Annotated in this window: 10 protein-coding genes; 2 read left to right on the top strand and 8 right to left on the bottom strand. The window is 48.5% G+C overall.

The window, feature by feature from the left end; translation table 11 throughout:
• Positions 1 to 56 precede the first annotated feature (56 nt).
• Together D3H65_RS29505 and D3H65_RS29500 are read left to right on the top strand one after the other, a co-directional pair.
• Positions 57 to 1,133: a sensor histidine kinase gene (locus D3H65_RS29505; protein WP_119053749.1), complete on the top strand. Its 1,077-nt coding sequence runs from the start codon at positions 57 to 59 to the stop codon at positions 1,131 to 1,133.
• Positions 1,130 to 1,825 carry a LytR/AlgR family response regulator transcription factor gene (locus D3H65_RS29500; protein ID WP_119053748.1) on the top strand — a complete coding sequence of 232 codons (696 nt, stop codon included), beginning with the start codon at positions 1,130 to 1,132 and terminating at the stop codon, positions 1,823 to 1,825. Before D3H65_RS29505 ends, D3H65_RS29500 begins: the two co-directional genes overlap by 4 nt.
• Positions 1,826 to 1,827: 2 nt before the next feature.
• Here D3H65_RS29500 and D3H65_RS29495 read toward each other — a convergent pair whose 3' ends face one another.
• From D3H65_RS29495 to D3H65_RS29460, 8 genes are all read right to left on the bottom strand, one after another.
• A complete protein-coding gene (locus D3H65_RS29495; RefSeq protein WP_119053747.1) occupies positions 1,828 to 3,756 on the bottom strand; it encodes a glycoside hydrolase family 97 protein in 1,929 nt (642 codons plus the stop codon).
• A 225-nt stretch (positions 3,757 to 3,981) separates the two neighbouring features.
• Complete coding sequence (locus D3H65_RS29490; RefSeq protein WP_119053746.1) at positions 3,982 to 7,176, bottom strand: efflux RND transporter permease subunit; 3,195 nt, start codon at positions 7,174 to 7,176, stop codon at positions 3,982 to 3,984.
• Positions 7,177 to 7,220: 44 nt separating this feature from the next.
• Positions 7,221 to 8,375 carry an efflux RND transporter periplasmic adaptor subunit gene (locus D3H65_RS29485; protein ID WP_119053745.1) on the bottom strand — a complete coding sequence of 385 codons (1,155 nt, stop codon included), beginning with the start codon at positions 8,373 to 8,375 and terminating at the stop codon, positions 7,221 to 7,223.
• A gap of 18 nt (positions 8,376 to 8,393) precedes the next feature.
• Entirely contained in the window at positions 8,394 to 9,746 is a 1,353-nt protein-coding gene (locus D3H65_RS29480; protein ID WP_119053744.1) for a TolC family protein, read from the bottom strand.
• Positions 9,747 to 10,107: 361 nt separating this feature from the next.
• Positions 10,108 to 11,769 carry a sensor histidine kinase gene (locus tag D3H65_RS29475; protein ID WP_119053743.1) on the bottom strand — a complete coding sequence of 554 codons (1,662 nt, stop codon included), beginning with the start codon at positions 11,767 to 11,769 and terminating at the stop codon, positions 10,108 to 10,110.
• Between the two features lie 237 nt (positions 11,770 to 12,006).
• On the bottom strand, positions 12,007 to 12,990 hold the full coding sequence (locus D3H65_RS29470; protein ID WP_119053742.1) for an aldo/keto reductase: 984 nt from the start codon (positions 12,988 to 12,990) through the stop codon (positions 12,007 to 12,009).
• Positions 12,991 to 13,276: 286 nt separating this feature from the next.
• Positions 13,277 to 14,404, bottom strand: coding sequence for an efflux RND transporter periplasmic adaptor subunit (locus D3H65_RS29465; RefSeq protein WP_119053741.1), 1,128 nt, complete (start codon positions 14,402 to 14,404; stop codon positions 13,277 to 13,279).
• 127 nt (positions 14,405 to 14,531) lie between these two features.
• Positions 14,532 to 17,750, bottom strand: coding sequence for an efflux RND transporter permease subunit (locus tag D3H65_RS29460; RefSeq protein WP_119053740.1), 3,219 nt, complete (start codon positions 17,748 to 17,750; stop codon positions 14,532 to 14,534).
• Position 17,751 lies beyond the last annotated feature (1 nt).

The raw sequence follows: 17,751 nt of genomic DNA, 5'->3' as shown, positions 1-17,751 counted from the left end.
GGTAAATTGGGCGAAATAACTCCCCCATTGCATGTACAGTAGTTTTAATTTGTAGCATGTTTGAAGGAACCAAAAACTGGAGCTATTATAAGAAGGTAAAAGTGGTGGAGCTGCTCTACTTTTTTATCCTGTTTGTCATCGTTCCCTTCTCAATGGGGGTGCAGATATTCGACCGGTTCTCTTTTACCCTGAGCCTTATCTTCCTTGAGCTACTACAGGCGCCTTCGATCCTGTTCTTTTATCGCTGGCTGTTGCCCCGCACGCTGTTCAATAACCGACCCTGGTGGTTTCTGGGATCGCTGCCATTCTATGTATTGGTGTATGAGATCAATATAAGGCTTGCTTATCTGCTGATGATCAACCTGTCCTTCATTCCTGAAAAATACCGTTCCAACCTCGCCTCTGTGGAGCCCTGGCATTGGGACGGCAGGCTGGTACAAAATATGGGGTATACGGTGCTGATCCTGCTCACCTCCATTGGATTTCTTTTTATCAGGGAATTGTTCAAGCGGCAGCATATGGTTGATCAGCTGCAATCGGACAAATTGCGCCTGGAGCTCGACCAGTTGAAATCACAGATCCAACCTCATTTTTTCTTCAATACGCTGAACAATCTGTATGCGCTGAGTTTGCAGGGTTCTCCGAAGACATCTGTTTCCATCGCCAATCTCTCCGGCATCATGCGGTATGTATTGTATGAAGCGCGGGAAGAAAAGGTATTGCTGGCGAAGGAGATTGCTTTTATGCACAGCTACCTGGAACTGGAGCGGATACGCCATAACGACGATAATGTTATACAATTCGGCGTACAAGGCAATCCTCATGGCATACTGGTGGAGCCGCTGTTGTTTTTACCATTGATCGAGAATTGCTTTAAACATTCACTTCATTACAAGATACCCGGCAACCAGGTACAGGTGTTCATGACACTGGATGAAGACGAGATCACTTTTCAAACGTCTAATCTCATAGCACCGCAAACAGAAGCAGTCCCCAGGGAAGGCGGCATTGGATTGTACAATGTGCGCAAAAGACTGGAGCTATTATATCCCGGCCGCCATCAGCTATTGGCGGCAGCCGAGGAATCAAGATTTATCGTTACTTTAAGTGTTCAACTAAATCCCCCTAAATGACCAGGTGCCTTATTATTGATGATGAACCACTGGCACGCCAACTGATGGAGTCGCATGTAAGGCAGGTAAAAAGCCTACAGTTGGTGGGCACCTGTGAAACGGCGCTCGAAGCATTCGAATGGCTGCACCGTGAGCCCGTAGACCTGCTTTTCCTGGACATTCAGATGCCGGGTATTACGGGCCTCAACTTCCTCAAATCGATCAAGCATCCGCCCAAAGTCATTTTTACTACTGCTTATATGGAATACGCTGTGGAAGCTTTTGAACTGGAGGCGGTAGATTATTTATTGAAGCCCATCACTTTTGAGCGATTCATCAAAGCGATCCAAAAAGTGGTGGCGCCAAAAGAGGTAGCTTCCCTTGCACAGGCGCAGGCCCCGGGTGATGCGATCTTTATAAAGGTGCAAAAGCGACTGTTACGCATTGCCTATCCGGATATCTTCTACATCGAAGGCTTTGGCGATTATATCAAAGTGGTGACGGCCAATGCGGTCCATACTTCCTACTTCTCCCTCAACAAGATCGGAGAACTGCTTCCTGAACAACAATTCATCCGCATCCACAAATCTTTCATTATTAATGTGGGGCATATCCAATTTGTAGAAGGCAGCCTGGTCCGAATACTCGATAAAGAATTGCCCCTGGGGGTAACCTATAAAGATAGCCTGTACAAAAAACTGGGGCAGGAATAAACTTATTCAAACAGCATCACAAACCCGCCATTCGGCAACAGCTCAATCGTTGTTGGTTTGCCCGCTGGTGAAGCAACGGCTTGCTGAACAAAGGACAGTGGTTCCCTGCCATCTGTAATGAGCGCCCCTTTCCTGCCACGCAGGAAGGATAGGTCGAGCTTAATGGTCTTCGCGGTGTTCTCGCCATTCAGGCCGGCTATATACCATTTCCTGCCCGAGCGACGTGCCACCACATACAGCTTACCGGGAAAGCCATCGAGGAAACGTACATCATCCCAATGGTTGGGCAGGGTACGTAAGAAGCCTTTCACATAATCCGGCACATGGCCCATGCCCTCGGGCGTCTCGGCATAATGTTGAACGCCCGATAAGAAGGCTACGGATAAAGCCAGTTCAAATGCGCTGGTGGTCTTACGTTCAATACGAGGAATTTTATACAGGCACATGGGCGTAAAGTCCATGGGATCGAAAGCATTGCGGGTAAACGGCAGCATGGTGCAGTGATTGGCAGCCGCATCTGCATCCTGCTGACTGAACGTGATCATCTCAAATCCCTTTACCGCTTCAGCACTCATGAGATGCGGATAAGTGCGCTGCCATCCACGCGGCACGGTGGCCCCGTGAAAATTGATCAGTAATTTATGCCGCGCGGCATCCTGTAGAATGTCCAGGTAATACTGCATCATGGAGCGACCATCGCCATTGAAGAAATCGATCTTCACGCCTTTGATGCCCATGGTTTGTAACCTGCTAAATACACTGTCGCGCGCTTCACGGGTAAGCAAGGCACTCTTAGGATGATACTTTGTGGTATTCCAATCGCCGGAGGAATTGAACCATACAATCAATCCTACTTTTTTGGCAGCAGCATAGGCTGCCAGTTCTTTTATTTTATCGTACCCGATGCGGGTATCCCAATCCACATCTACCAGGCAATACTGCCAATGCATGTCAGCCGCATAATCAATAAACTGCTTCTGCACATCATACACCACGGAGTTATCCTTCAAAAGGGCCCAGCTCCAGGAAGCTTTGCCCGGTTGAATAAAAGAATGATCTATGGGGATAGCAGGTGTTGCGAGGTCGGTACCCAGGGTAGATTCTGCTATTGTCTTTAAAGAGCCGATAGTGATGATGCGCCAGGGGGAATACCAGGGTAAGGTGGATTCGGGCAAGGATCCTTTGCCGGTAAATACTTCGCGCGTATCGGGGAAACCTATTTTATATTCTCCATCGGGCGCCGTGGATTGTAGGCGGGTAGCGCAGAAAGTGCTGTCTACCGCAGCTTCTGTGATCAGCACCCAGGTGTCCTGTTTTTTAAACAAAGCGGGGTATACCCATCCTGCTTTGAAGGGTGAAGCAGTAGCGGGTGAAATGCCCTGGAGGTAGTGCTCTTCATAGCAGGGGTATACATGCTCCCATCCACCCTGTGCTTCCTGCATGGGCTGCAGCCAGGCCTGTACATCACTTCCAAAATGCCAGGAAGTATGTTCGGCCGTAATGGTCTTGCGATCAGCCGCCGCATCGGGGAAATAATACCGGAATGCCACACCATCATCTGATACCTGGAAAATAATATCCAGCTTCTTACCAGCAGCATTCTGCAGGTGAATGGTCCTTTTATTGGCTCTGTAGACCATACTGCTCTTCTTGGCATTAACAGAGGTATAATTATCATTTACTTTTTCAACAGCGGATACGCTCTTCCATACCAGGCCATCGGTAAACTGCTCATCCTGCCGCTCTATACCCAACTTTGACTTTTGCAAGACCTCGTTACCCTTATACAGTACCCGGTACCAGGCCTGGCCATCGGTGATACCTGTGAATAACTGGATGTTTTTGTTGGGACTAACAACGGGGGTGCCCCCTTGAGCAGTTGTAGTAAGTGTGCTGGCCAGTAACACCAGCGAAAGGATCATTTTCATCATAGCACAAGCATTGAACTCGGGTGGCAAAACGCCGGTTAGGAAATTAATACCCGGAAGGTAGCTTTTTATTGTCAATTACACACTAAAAAAGCAAGCACCTGCAAAAGGCCCACCACTATAAACAAAAACAGGAAAGGGGATTCCCTTTCCTGTTCATTCATCCTGTTATATTGAAGCCGCCTTCGACAGGCTCAGGCTGACATGCGTTAGCTCAGGCTGGCACTATCAGCTTTCTCCTGAAAGAATATTCTGGTCTACCTGCTCTACATTCTTCTGGTTCTCTTTCAACTTCTTCAGTGTACGACCGTAGGCAATCTTGGTGATCAGTACAAACAGTACGGGCACCACAAAGATGGCCAGGGTGGTAGCTGCCAGCATACCGCCGAATACGGTCCAGCCAATGGTTTGGCGTGATACAGCCGCTGCACCACTGGCAAAGGCCAGGGGCAATACACCCAATATGAATGCCAGTGAGGTCATGACAATGGGACGTAAACGCAACTGCACGGCCTGCAGGGTGGCATGCACCACATCTATACCCCGGTCTACCCGCTCCTTGGCAAACTCTACGATCAGGATGGCATTTTTGGCGGCCAACCCGATGAGGGTGATCATACCGATCTGCGCATAGATATTGTTGGTGAGGTTGGGCAGCAGGGTCAACGTGAGGATAGAACCCAGCAAACCGATGGGTACTGCAAACAATACGGAGAAAGGTATTGACCAGCTTTCATACAAGGCGGCCAGGAACAGGAATACAAACACAATGGAGATCGCAAAGATGGTAGTGGTGCTATCACCTGCTTTGATCTCCTCACGGCTCATACCTGAAAACTCATAACTGTATCCTGCGGGTAAAACCTGGGCTGCTACTTCACGCAAGGCCTGGATGGCCTGGCCGCTACTAAAGCCCGGCTTGGGTGAACCGTTGATCTCGATAGAACGATAGATATTGTAGTGAGAGATCACCGAAGGGTTTTCTACCAGTTTGGAAGTCACCAAAGAACTCAGCGGTATCATATTGCCCTGGCTGTTGCGCACATAATAATTCTGGAAATCATTGAGCGATGAACGGAAGCTGCTATCAGCCATGGCCATTACCCGGAAGTTTCTGCCATACAGGTTGAAGTCATTTACATAACTACTACCCAGTAAGGTAGACATGGTGGCATATACATCCGATACCAGTACACCCAGTTTCTTGGCTTTCTCCTTGTCTACATCTACCTGGTAGCTGGGGGTTTTGGTAGAGAAGAAGGTAAAGGCCACACCGATCTCAGGCCGCTGGTACAGGGCACCCATGAACTTCTGTCCTACCTTCTCAAATTCCTGGATATTATCGGTACTGGTTGTTTGCAGTAATTCAAAAGTAAACCCGGAGGTCTGTCCAAGGCCCGGGATCGCAGGCGGGGCTATCGGCAGGATCCTGGCTTCTTTAATATCACCGGTCCGCTTCCTGATCTCGGCCATGATGCCGTCCAGCTGCAAACTCTTGTCCTTCCGGTCATCCCAGGGATCCAGACTCACGAACATGGTTCCGGAGTTGGATTTGAAAGAGAAGTTGATAATGTTCAGACCGGCCAAACCTCCTACTACTCTTACCCCGGGTATGGCCTGTACCCTGGCCATTACATCTTTGAGCATGGCCACACTACGGGTAGTGGAAGTACCTTCCGGCATTTCATAGGTCACAAACATACGGCCTTCATCTTCGGTAGGTATAAATCCGGATGGCTTGGCTTTGAACAGGAAGAACAAACCTACAAAGAGGCAGATCATCATGATCACCACATAGGGCGTTCCTTTGATCCACCTGCCTACCCCTTTAGTATAAGAACGGGTAAGGTTGCCAAACACCCGGTTGAACCAGGCAAAGAATTTCTCCAGTATGTTCTTACGGGCGCCTTCTTCTTTGGAAGGCCTGAGCATGATGGTACACAAGGCTGGTGTCAAAGACAGGGCCACAAAGGCTGAGATGATCACCGAGACGGCAATAGTAATGGCGAACTGCTGGTACAACCGCCCCACAATGCCCGGGATAAAACCTACGGGCACAAATACCGCAGCCAGGATAAGGGCAATGGCCACTACCGGACCCGAGATATCACCCATCGCTTTTTGGGTAGCTTCCTTGGGTGATAGCTTTTCGTGGTCAATATAGTGTTGCACTGCTTCCACCACCACAATGGCGTCATCCACCACGATACCAATGGCCAGTACAAATGCAAACAGGGTGAGTGTATTGATGGTGAATCCAAACGGAATGAAGAAGATGAAAGTACCGATCAATGATACCGGGATGGCCAGTACGGGGATCAGCGTAGCACGCCAGTTCTGGAGGAACAGGAATACCACAATGATCACCAGTATCAATGCTTCCACCAGGGTATGCATTACTTCGTTGATAGACACCTTTACTACAGAGACTGTTTCCAGGGGCACCGCATAATCCACATCTTTCGGGAAAGCAGCTTTCAGCTCAGCCAGTGTTTTTTGCAACCCATCCCAGGTATCAAGGGCGTTGGCGCCCGGCGCCTGGTAGATGAGGATGAAGGCGGCTGATTTTCCATTTACGAAGGCATTATTGCCATAATCAAATTTACCGAGCTCTACCCTGGCTACATCTTTCAGGTATACAACGCTGCCATCGGCAGGTCTTGTACGTACTACGATGCTTTCAAACTGGGCCTTGGTATTGATACGGCTATTGGTCAATACGCTGTATTCAAAAGCCTGTGCATTAGGCTGTGGGTTACCACCAATGGTACCGGCAGCCACTTGCAGGTTTTGCTCTGTAAGGGAGGCTGTAATATCGGCTGGCGTCATATTGAGCGCGGCCAGTTTTTTGGGGTCGAGCCAGATACGCATACCAAAATCATCACCACGGGTCACGATATCACCCACCCCTTTCACACGCAGTAAGGCATCCTTCAAATAGATGTTGGCATAGTTGCCCAGGAAAGTTGGGCTTCTGGTTCCATTGGGAGAATACAAGGCCAGGGCCACCATGATGCTGGGGTTACGCTTACGGGTGGTCAATCCCAACCGCTTTACCGCATCCGGCAGCGTAGGCTCGGCCACACTTACCCGGTTCTGTACATCGAGTGTGGCAATATTAATATCTGTTCCGATCTCAAAATTTACGGTAATACTGCTTTGACCGCTACCGGTACTGTTACTGCTGATGAATGTCATGCCCGGTGTACCATTCACCTGCGTTTCAATAGCGGTGGTCGTCGTTTGTTCCACCGTTTGGGCATCGGCACCTGTAAAAATACCTGATATAGAAACGGTAGGCGGGGTGATATCCGGGTATTGCGCAATGGGCAGGCTGTTCAGGGATATCAGGCCCACCAGCACAATCACGATCGATATTACGATGGCCGTTACCGGGCGTTTTATAAAAGTATCTGCTATCATTAGTTATCGTCTTTATAAGTCCTCAGTTCGAATAATAACGCTCGTTACTTCTTAGCAGGTGCTGCTCCTGGTGCTCCTGGCTGTTGTGGCGGTGCAGTGGTGATCTTAGCACCTTCGCGCAGGTTCTGCACACCTTGTACTACAATGGTCTCACCGGCCTGCAAACCGTCCTTGATGATCACATCTGTACCGATCTGCTTACCCAATACCACTTTACGCTGCGTTACCTTGCTGCTGTCAGCTTCCACATACACAAAGAAATCACCCAGCTGTTCGGTAACGGCTTTATAAGGAATGACCACCGTCTGTGTGGAAGAACTATTCTTCACGCGCACGGTAGCGCTCATACCTGCTTTCAGCATGTCTTTGGGATTGGGAAATATAAGTCTTGTTTTAATATTACCGGTCTGCGGATCAACGGCACGGTCTATCAGGCTGATAGAGCCAACATAGGGATACACATCATTACCAAAAGCAATCGTGAAAATTGAGTCTTTGGGTTTTGTACCCTTTTGCTGCATCTGTACATACCGGTAGAGTTCTTTTTGATTGATCGTAAAGTCGACGGCCATGGGATCATCAGAAGACACCGTATTGAGGATAGTGGTACCGGCATATATGGGGCCACCTACTTTTACCTGTGAGATGCCAATGGTGCCATCAAAAGGCGCCAGGATGGTGGTATACCTTACGTTGGTTTGCACAGCGCGGATATTGGCCTTGGCAGCCTCTACCTGTTTCTTCGCAGCTTCGAGTGCAGCATCAGCATTATCTACCTGTTGTTTGGCAATGGCATCCTGCTTGTCCAGCTCATGGTAGCGGTCGGCATCCTTCTGCGCTTTGATGAGGTTGGCTTCCTGCACCGCCAGCGAAGCGACTGCCTGCTGGTAGTTGGCTTCATAAGCCTGCTGATCGATGGAATACAAACGCTGGCCTTTCTTCACTCTTGCACCATCCTGGAAATAAATGCCGGTAATATATCCGTTTACCTGCGCACGCAATTCTACCTGGTTGAGGGCAGTAAGGGTACCCGGGTATTCATCAAAATAAACCGCATCGGTAGTAGTTACTTTGGTCACGGTAACGGGAACAGCCTGCGGCGTCTGAGCACCTGGTTGTGGTTGCTTATTACCGCCACAGGAAACCATGGCCAACAGGCAACCTACACTTGTAAAATATCCTATCCTTGTAAACAACATATGCTGAGATGTTTGATATTAATAATTGATTTGGCCCAATGCTTTTAGTACGTCTATCTTACCGGATAGTAACACGTATAAGGCATTATAATAGTTGATGCGGGCTGTACGCAGGTCTGATTCTGCATTGATCACTTCGAGGTAAGTTTTCACACCCGAGCGGTATTGCAGGTTGATCACATCATATACTTCCCTGGCCAGGTCCATATTTTCTTTCAATGCCAGGTAAGTGGCCAGGCTGCTTTTATAGACAGCCAGTGCTTGCGCATATTGTGAGTTGACCGAATTCTTCAGGCTGATCTCCTGCCAATCCAATGACTTCAGCTCCCACTCTGCCTGTTGGATATTGTACTTTCTTTTACCGCCCTGGAATATAGGCATGGATAAAGTAAGCGCTGCATAAGAGTTAGGATAGTTGGTGTTGTACAACTTGCTGAACTTATCATTCTGGAAATTGAAATTGTAAGCGCCGGAAGCGTATACATTGGGCAGGTAGCTCCATTTATTGTAGCGCACATTGGCCTGTTGCAGCTTGCGTTGGGTTTCCAATAACCGGAACTCTATGCGCCCTTTATAATCGGCCGTTTGTGTCGTATCCAATGTTATCTCCCTTTCCATTTGCAGGCTATCATATATTATGTCTATTGGCTGGCTGGTGGGGTAGCCCATCAATGACTTCAGGTATTCCCGCTTTGCGATCACGAGTTCTTCGTGCGTCTTAAGGAGGGCCCTGGCATTGTTCAGAGCGATGGTAGCCCTTTTGTAATCTGTCTTATCAGCCACGCCAGCGGTATATTGAGCAGTAGCATCTTTGAGGCTGCGTTCCAGGCGGGTGATGTCTTCATGAGATACTTTGATCTGTTGTTCAGTGGCCAGTACATCATAAAATGCTTTGGCCACATTGACCGCCACATCTATTTTGGTGCTGCTGGTATTCTGCTTTGCCAGATTGCGTACATCCCTGGCGCTGCGACTGGCCAGCAAGGCATCGCGGTTGAACAGGTTTTGGGTAAGGCCAAATTGCAGGGCGGAGGTATTGTTTACCCCCAGTTTCCTGGCCTCTCCACCGATCACGGCTGTTTGTACCTCGAAGTTGTGCTGGAACAGGTAATTGAAGTTCAACTGGGGAAACCAGTCTGCCAGTTTGCTTTTAATCGTTGTCTCTGTCGTTTCCTCATCGATCAATGATTGCTGGATCAATGGCTGCCGCCTGATGGCATACTGTATTACATTTTCCAGGGTCGCCTGTTGTAATACACTATCGCTGCTTTGCTGCTGTGCAGGCAACAAAAGGGGCATCGCTAACGCCAATAGGCATGCCTTGAGGATCTTCTTTTTTTCGGAAAGCCTTTCTCTATATTGGTTGCTCATAATGCACATTTATATTTCTAATATACCGGAACACGCAATCATTATGCATGGGTAATCATGGCTGCTTTTTCTATAAAAGCAGGGATGACTGGGGGCGTCAATCCTGGATAATACCTGCCTGAGAGTTGCAGGGACTTTTCCTGAGATGCTGCAAAATTATTAAAGTGCTTCGTAAAACAGGCAAATTATTTTGGTTCCCATCGTTATAATTTATTTGGTTACAGTATTTTATTACCGGGCGAACCAATCGTTAGACATTATTGTATAGGGGGCTTTCAGGGCCATCTACACCGCAAAGATGCGGGCACGAAAAGTATACAACAATGGCCATATTCAGGGATATGATGGCATTAAACCAGGGTTAAAGATTCATCACCTGCCGGGCGGCATTCGTTTTTTCTTCTTCGGTGTGGACGGGGTGCTCGGCAATCGTAAAGAAGAAAGTACTGCCCTTTCCGGGCGTAGATTCTACCCAGATCTCTCCTCCATGCAATTCAACGATCTTCTTGCAATGCGCCAGGCCAATACCCGATCCTTCATAATCGGACCGGTTATGCAATCGCTGGAAGATAATAAAGATCCTGTCGTGGTGACTGGGATCAATACCAATACCGTTGTCCTGCACGGAGAATTTCCAATACCCATTCCTGGACTGCACATCAATGCTGATCAAAGGAGCTACCCCGCGCCTTCTGAATTTAATGGAATTACTGATGAGGTTTTGGAACAACAATTTAAGTTCCGTAGGAAAAGCATTGACTACGGGCAGTTCGCCAACCTTAATGGCGGCCTGACTTTCCCCGATAACGGTATCGAGGTCAGACAATACCTCAGCCAGCATTACATTACAATTGACTGGTACAAATTGCTTCTCCCTTCCGATGCGGGAATAATCCAGCAGGTCTTTGATCAGTATTTTCATCCGGTCAGATGACTGGGCTATGTAGTCCAGGTACCTGTCGGCATGTTCGTCTAACATTCCCTTGTACTGCTTGCGCAAGGCTTCTACAAATCCGGTGGTAGTCCTTAAAGGCTCCTGAAGATCGTGCGAGGCTACATAGGCAAATTGTTCCAATTCCTTATTCTTACGTTCCAGTTCGGAGGTACGCTGCTGCACTTTGCGCTCCAGGGTGATATTTGCTTCCTGGATCACATCTGTCATACGCTCCAGCTCTGCGGCCATCTTGTTAAAATCGTTGGCCAATATGCCGATCTCGTCGTTGGAAAAGGCTTTTGCCCGGCTGCTCAGGTTGCCCAGGGTAACGGCCTGTGCAGAGTGCAATATTTCATTCAGTCCCTTCTGTATGCTTCGGCTTACAACAATGGCCAGTCCCAACCCGGTCAATTCTACGGTAAGCGCAATAATAAACAATATCTTCAGGATGTATTTTTCCAGCCAGCGCGAGCCTTCGCCCAGGGTGGCGGAGAACCTGTCTTCAAAAGGCGTGATCTTATCATTGAGGGGATCGATCTCCTCCAATATCGCATTGATACGCTCCGGAGACGGATTGGTAGCATTGATCTCCTGGTGCAGCTTGTTGCCGATGACGAAAAATTCGGGGATCAGGCTGTCGGCCGCATTCCAGGCCAGAATGGCCCGGTGGATATGATCTTCACTGTGGAATCTTCTGAAGAGTTTGATCATCCCCTCTACATCGTCGGGATGATTACGGCCTGCTATCAACCCCTCCCGGGCTGCCTGGAGGTCGGGTTTCTGTTTGCTCAATTCTACCAGGGCTTTATGATCGCCCATGGGTACTTTCATGAATTCTTTGAATTCCAGGTAATCGGCCTCATCCCTGCTGCGGCCATATTTAAGGAGTTGGTACATGGCATCTTTCTGGGCCTTTGACCAAAGCCCTTCGCCATTTACATAAGCCCTTACTGAAGAAAGTGTGTTGATGGAAAAAATAAGTGCGCCCAGCTCGAAGGCAATCAACAGGGCCATAATCCCTACCGTGAAGTACAGCTTCTTTGCAATCGATACGTTCCTGAACCACCGGCCGATGTGGATACCTTTCATGTTGAGTGATTTAGACGGGCCTTTACCTCAAAAAGGACATATAAGCGCCCGCTACTAGCAGTTATTACCCAAGAAATGTACGAAGATTTTACAAAGAAAGTTGTGGAACGACAGGAATTATGGCAAGGGGCACAAGGGAGGAGCACAAATGTGGAGAACTCAACAAATCACTATACCGTTATAGTATAAAAAAGCGGGTGGCCCGATAGTGACCGGTACCACCCGCTAATTATTGTCTTAGTTGTTTACGAGCTTCATAGACCCTTCATTGTAACGTTCTCCCGTATTGGGATACTTTTTCAGCAAGGCTTCAATGTCCTGCAAATCACCGGCTGTCAATACCACATCGGCTGCCCCTGCATTTTCTTCCAGGTACTTCCGCTTCTTGGTGCCGGGAATGGGAATAATATCTTCACCCTGTGCCAATACCCATCCCAGTGCCAGTTGTGCCGGTGTAATGCCTTTTGCAACAGCCAGTTCACCAAACCCTGCCGCGAGGCGCTGGTTATTGTCCCAGTTGGCTTCATCGAAGCGGGGCAGGGTCCTGCGGAAATCATCGGCTGCCAGCTGCGACTTATCCAGTACTGTAGCGGTAACCAATCCCCGGGCCAGCGGACTATAGGGTACCAGTGAAATACCCAATTCACGTATTGCGGGTAATATTTCTTTTTCAACGCCACGGGTTATCACCGCATATTCGCTTTGCAAAGCAGCTATAGGATGCACGGCATGGGCCTTGCGGATGGAGGCCACAGAAGCTTCGGATAAACCGAGGTAACGCACTTTACCTTCCTTCACCAGTTGCGCCATGGCCCCTACCATTTCCTCCACCGGTACATTGGGATCAATACGGTGCGCATAATACAGATCGATGGTATCGATCTTCAAACGTTTCAGGCTTGCTTCTACTGAATTCTTCATATGAGCTACCGAACCATCGAAATAAGTACCACCCCCTTCTTTCTGGCGGAAACCAAACTTTGTGGCAATGAAAACTTTATCGCGATTGGGTACCAATACTTTCGAGATCAGTTCTTCGTTCACTCCAAAGCCATAAACATCTGCCGTATCCCAGAAATTGATCCCCAGATCAAGCGCACGATGCAGGGTAGCAATAGATTCCGTATCATCCCCCGGTCCATAGGCAAAACTCATACCCATGCAACCTAAACCAACAGCCGAAAGCTTTTCGCCTGTGGTTCCAAGATTTCTGTATTTCATAGACTAATAATTTATAGCTCAAAGATACTATGGATTACAGGGCCTTGTTTATAAAGATCAAACGGATACTTATGAAATTCAAACAGGGGGATCGTGAATCGGCAATCAGCAATCTCTTGCTTTGACGTTTGCTTCGATTAGCAGATTTCTCCCTGCGGTCGAAATGAACAAAAAGCGGTCGAAATGATAAAAATGAAGAGAATCGACAAGGAAGAGGAGGGATCGGATAAAAAAAGCCAGTCACCGGTAAGCGGTAACTGGCCACAGATAACCAACATGATCTCTTTTATTGTGTAACAGTAACCACTTTAACATTTTTTACCTCCGATCCGTTCCTGACCTCTTCACTCGCTTTCCTCACCAGTTGATCACCAGGCTGCAGGGTATTGGCATAAATTTCAATCTTGCCACCGATATCACGTCCTTTCTTCACATCCACCCATTCCGCTTTATTGTTGGCAATACGGATCACAAATACTCTTTCGGTTGAGTTGACCAGGGCCGACTTGGGAATTGTTAAGGTACTGTCCCTTGCAGGAAAAGGAATATTTACTTCTGCGATCATGCCGGGCAATAACTTCTTATTGTTGTTCTCTACATCGATCTCAATGCGTTCTGAACGCAAACGGCTATCGAGGGCGCCTGATAAACGATTCACGACTCCTTTAAACGTTTCATTGGGAAGGGCTTTCACGGTGAATTGAACAGCATGTTTGTTTTCGAGGTAACCCGTTAATGCTTCCGGCACCGCCACTACCAGTCTCAGTTTTCGTTGCTCCTGCAACGTGAACATAGGGAATTCCGATCCTTTTCCCGAAGGACCTACATAAGCGCCGGGGTTGGCATTACGCGCACTGATCACTCCATTGAAAGGCGCTCTGATCTCCAGGTAGCTTTGAGTAATGGTCACCTCTTTATGGGCTGCTTTGGCAGCTTCCAATTGCGCCAGATCAGAATTTTTGCGGGCAGCCGCCTGGTCCAGGTCATTCTGAGATATGGTACCCGGCGTTTTGCTGGTCTCATACAAACGATCGTACTGCGATTTGCTGGCGGTGTAAATAGCCTCCTGCGACTTGAGCCTTGATTCAGCTGCCGCCAGCCTTGAATTGAGCTCAGGAGCTTCCAGCGAAACCAACAACTGACCCGCTTTCACTTCGGAACCCACATCTACAAACAGCTTTCTTACAAAGCTGTTTTCCTTGGCATACAGGTCTACCTGCTGCCACGCGATCAACTCTGCAGGTGTCTGGAACGAAGTAGATAATTTTTCTTTCTCCAATGGAAATACTTCGATGGCTGCGGGAGCCGGCGCTACGGCATTCTCTGTCTTCTTCTCACCGTGAGAAGAATTACAGGCTGTGGGGATGATGCCCCAACCGGCCAATGCCAGGAATAATATATGTTTTGATCTCATATGCTCTGTTTAAAGGATCCAGGTATCAGGTGTTAGCGGTTAGGTATTAGCTGTTAGCTTTTAGCCGCGACCTCAAAGTTCCTAATTAATTATTTATCTTATTTTACTTGCAAATTCTTCTCACCACTCACGGCTCCACATAATACTTACTCTCCTTATCCTCAGGGTCTAAGGACACTGAAACGGTAGAAGCCTTACCCTGCACCCAGGCAAATACCAGGGGTAATAACAACAGGGTGGCAAAAGTAGAAGCGATCAATCCGCCGATCACGGCCCTCGCCAGCGGAGACACCTGGTCGCCGGCTTCACCCAAACCGGCTGCCATCGGCACCATGCCTACTACCATCGCCATACTCGTCATCAAGATCGGACGTATACGCAAGGCGGCTGCTTCCCGTGCACTCTGCAAGGCATTACCATTGTGCTTGCGCAACTGTTCGGCATTGGTGATCAGCAACACCGCATTGGCGATCGACACACCTACAGACATGATGATACCCATGTAGGATTGCAGGTTGAGTGTAGAACCAGTGGCCAGCAACATCAGCAAGGCCCCCAGCAACACCGCCGGCACGGTAGTCAATACCACCAACGATACTTTGAACGATTGGAAGTTGGCGGCCAGCATCAGGAAGATCACCACAATAGCTACGATCAGACCTGATTGTAAACTATCCAGCGTTTCTGTTAATACCTGTCCCAATCCTATTGGTTCCACCGATAAACCACGGGGCAGTTCTCCCAGGGAAGCAATGGCCTTCTTTACATCGTCTGTAGCTACACCCAGGTCCTTATTTACCAGGTTGGCCGTTACAGATATGATCGGCATAGCCCCCAGGTTGTCGTTTTCGCCATACGTGGTATCTGCTTCAATAGTAGCCACATCACTCAGCACCGGGCGGGGCGCATTTCTCAATACCGGTATTTCACCAATGCTGTTGACACTCGCCATTTTAACTTCAGGCACCTGCACCTGCACACTATAACTCAAGCCGGCCTTTTCATCGAGCCATACATTCTTTTCCGTATAACGGGAAGAAGAGGTAGAGGCGATCAAAGAACGGGAGATATCCGACATATCTACTCCCAATTGGGCCGCCTTGATCCTGTCGATATTGATATTGAGGGCTGGATACTTTATTGGCTGTGCTATCTGTATATCACGCAGGTAACTGATCTGCTTCAGCTTATCCATCACTTTGTGCGCATACTCTTCATTCAGCTTTTTATTGCGGCCTGCTATCCTTACTTCTACCGGCGTGGGTGAACCCTGGCTTAGTATTTTATCTGTAAGCTCGATGGGTTCAAAAGATAACTTCACATCTGGCATAGCTTTCGCCACTTCTGCACGAATATTTTCCTTCAGCTGGTCCATATTCACTTTGTAGTCTTCCTGTAAGCTCACCTGCAATACCGCTTCATGCGGACCGCCGGAAAACAGGTAGATGGGGCTGGTAGAAAATTGGCCGGGGTGCTGCCCTATGAAAGCGGAGCTGATGCCAATATTTTCTTTGCCCACCATATGCTCCAGGATGTTTAATAACCTGATGGTCTTTTCTTCTGTACGTTCAATGCGCATACCCTGCGGAGCCCTGAGGCGCACCTGGAACTGTGAACCATTTACCCTGGGCAATACATCACGTCCGATGCTGGAGAGCAACCATACCACCGCCCCGATAGCCACCAGTAAAGTACCTGCGGCTACCGGTTTACGGAATCTTAACAGCCGGTCGAGGAAACGCATATAGCGGGCACGGAACTTTTCAAACCGCGTTAATTTACCATCCGTATTGGTATCTGTCCTTTCTGCCATGGCAGCTTTTAATTCCCAGTCTTCCTGGTGCCCCGCCGCCACCGGATGTTTGGCCTTATGGGGCTTCATGATCCAATTGGCCAGTACAGGTACAAAAGTTTGTGACAGGAAATAAGAAACGATCATAGAAAATCCGATAGCCAGGGACAAAGGCAGGAATAAGGATCCCGGAATGCCCTGCATGGTAAAGGCGGGTGCGAATACTGCCAGGATACAGAACAGGATCAATAATTTAGGGAATGCGATCTCTTTACAGGCATCCCAGATGGCCTTGGCCTTGGGTTTGCCCATATCGAAATGCTGGTGGATATTTTCAATCGTAACCGTCGATTCATCGACCAGGATACCAATGGCCAGTGACAGACCGCTAAGGGTCATGATATTGATGGTTTGTCCAAACAATTGCAGGAACAATACGCCGGCAATAATGGAGGTAGGAATGGTCAATATCACGATCAGCGCCCCGCGTGCATCGCCCAGGAACATCAGTACCATCAAACCCGTAAGGATGGCGCCGATGGCACCCTCACTTAACAGGCTCTTTACTGCATTCATTACATATACAGACTGATCAAACTCATAAGACAACTTTACATCTTCCGGAAGCTGTGCCTGGAAGGTGGGTAAGGCGGCTTTCAATTTCTGCACCACTTCCCAGGTAGAGGCATCCGCCGATTTGGCAATACTCAAATACACAGATCGCTTGCCATTTACCAGGGCATAGCCCATGGTAATGTCGGCGCCATCTTCTACCGTAGCCACATCTTTCAGGTACAGGTTCTGCACCCCGCCTTTGTACAGGGGCATATTCTCAAAATCTTTGACGGTCTTGATGATCGTATTGGACGGTGTTATGTAGTTATAATCGCCAATGCGCACATTACCACCGGGTGATACCTGGTTGTTGAGGCGCAGGGCTTCAACCAGCTGGTCGGGAGTAAGTTGATGGGAACGCAGCAATTCAGGATCGGCCTTAATAACGATAGTGCGGATATTACCACCAAATGGAGGTGAGCTCACGATACCCGGAATGGAAGTAAAGGCGGCCCGTACATATACATTGGCCATATCCATCAATTCATTGTTGGTACGGGTAGGGCTGCTTAGTACCAGTTGGCCCACCGGCAAGGTGGAAGCATCAAACCGTATAATAAAAGGAGGTTGTGACCCAGGTGGAAAGATAGCCTGCGCACGGTTACAGAAGGCACTCAACTCTGCGGCCGCCTGCGCCATATTGGTTTTTGGATAAAACGTACACTTCATCAGCGTAAGGCCCTGGGTATTCTTTGTCTCGATGGTCTTGATACCATTCACAAACAACAAAAGGTTCACATACTGCTTTCCAAAGAAAGCCTCCATTTGTGAAGGGGAATATCCACCAAAGGGGTGTGAGATATAGATCACCGGCAGGTTCATCTGCGGAAATATATCCACTTTGATGGTGCGTACGGCGCTGATGCCAAAAAACAATAACCCGGCTACCAGTACCAATATGGAGATAGGTTTTCGAAGTGCTGTTCTGATCAATCCCATG

Origin of the sequence: Paraflavitalea soli, from assembly GCF_003555545.1 — a bacterium.
GTDB classification, from domain to species: Bacteria; Bacteroidota; Bacteroidia; order Chitinophagales; family Chitinophagaceae; genus Paraflavitalea; species Paraflavitalea soli.
This window is presented reverse-complemented; position numbering and strand designations above follow the sequence as displayed.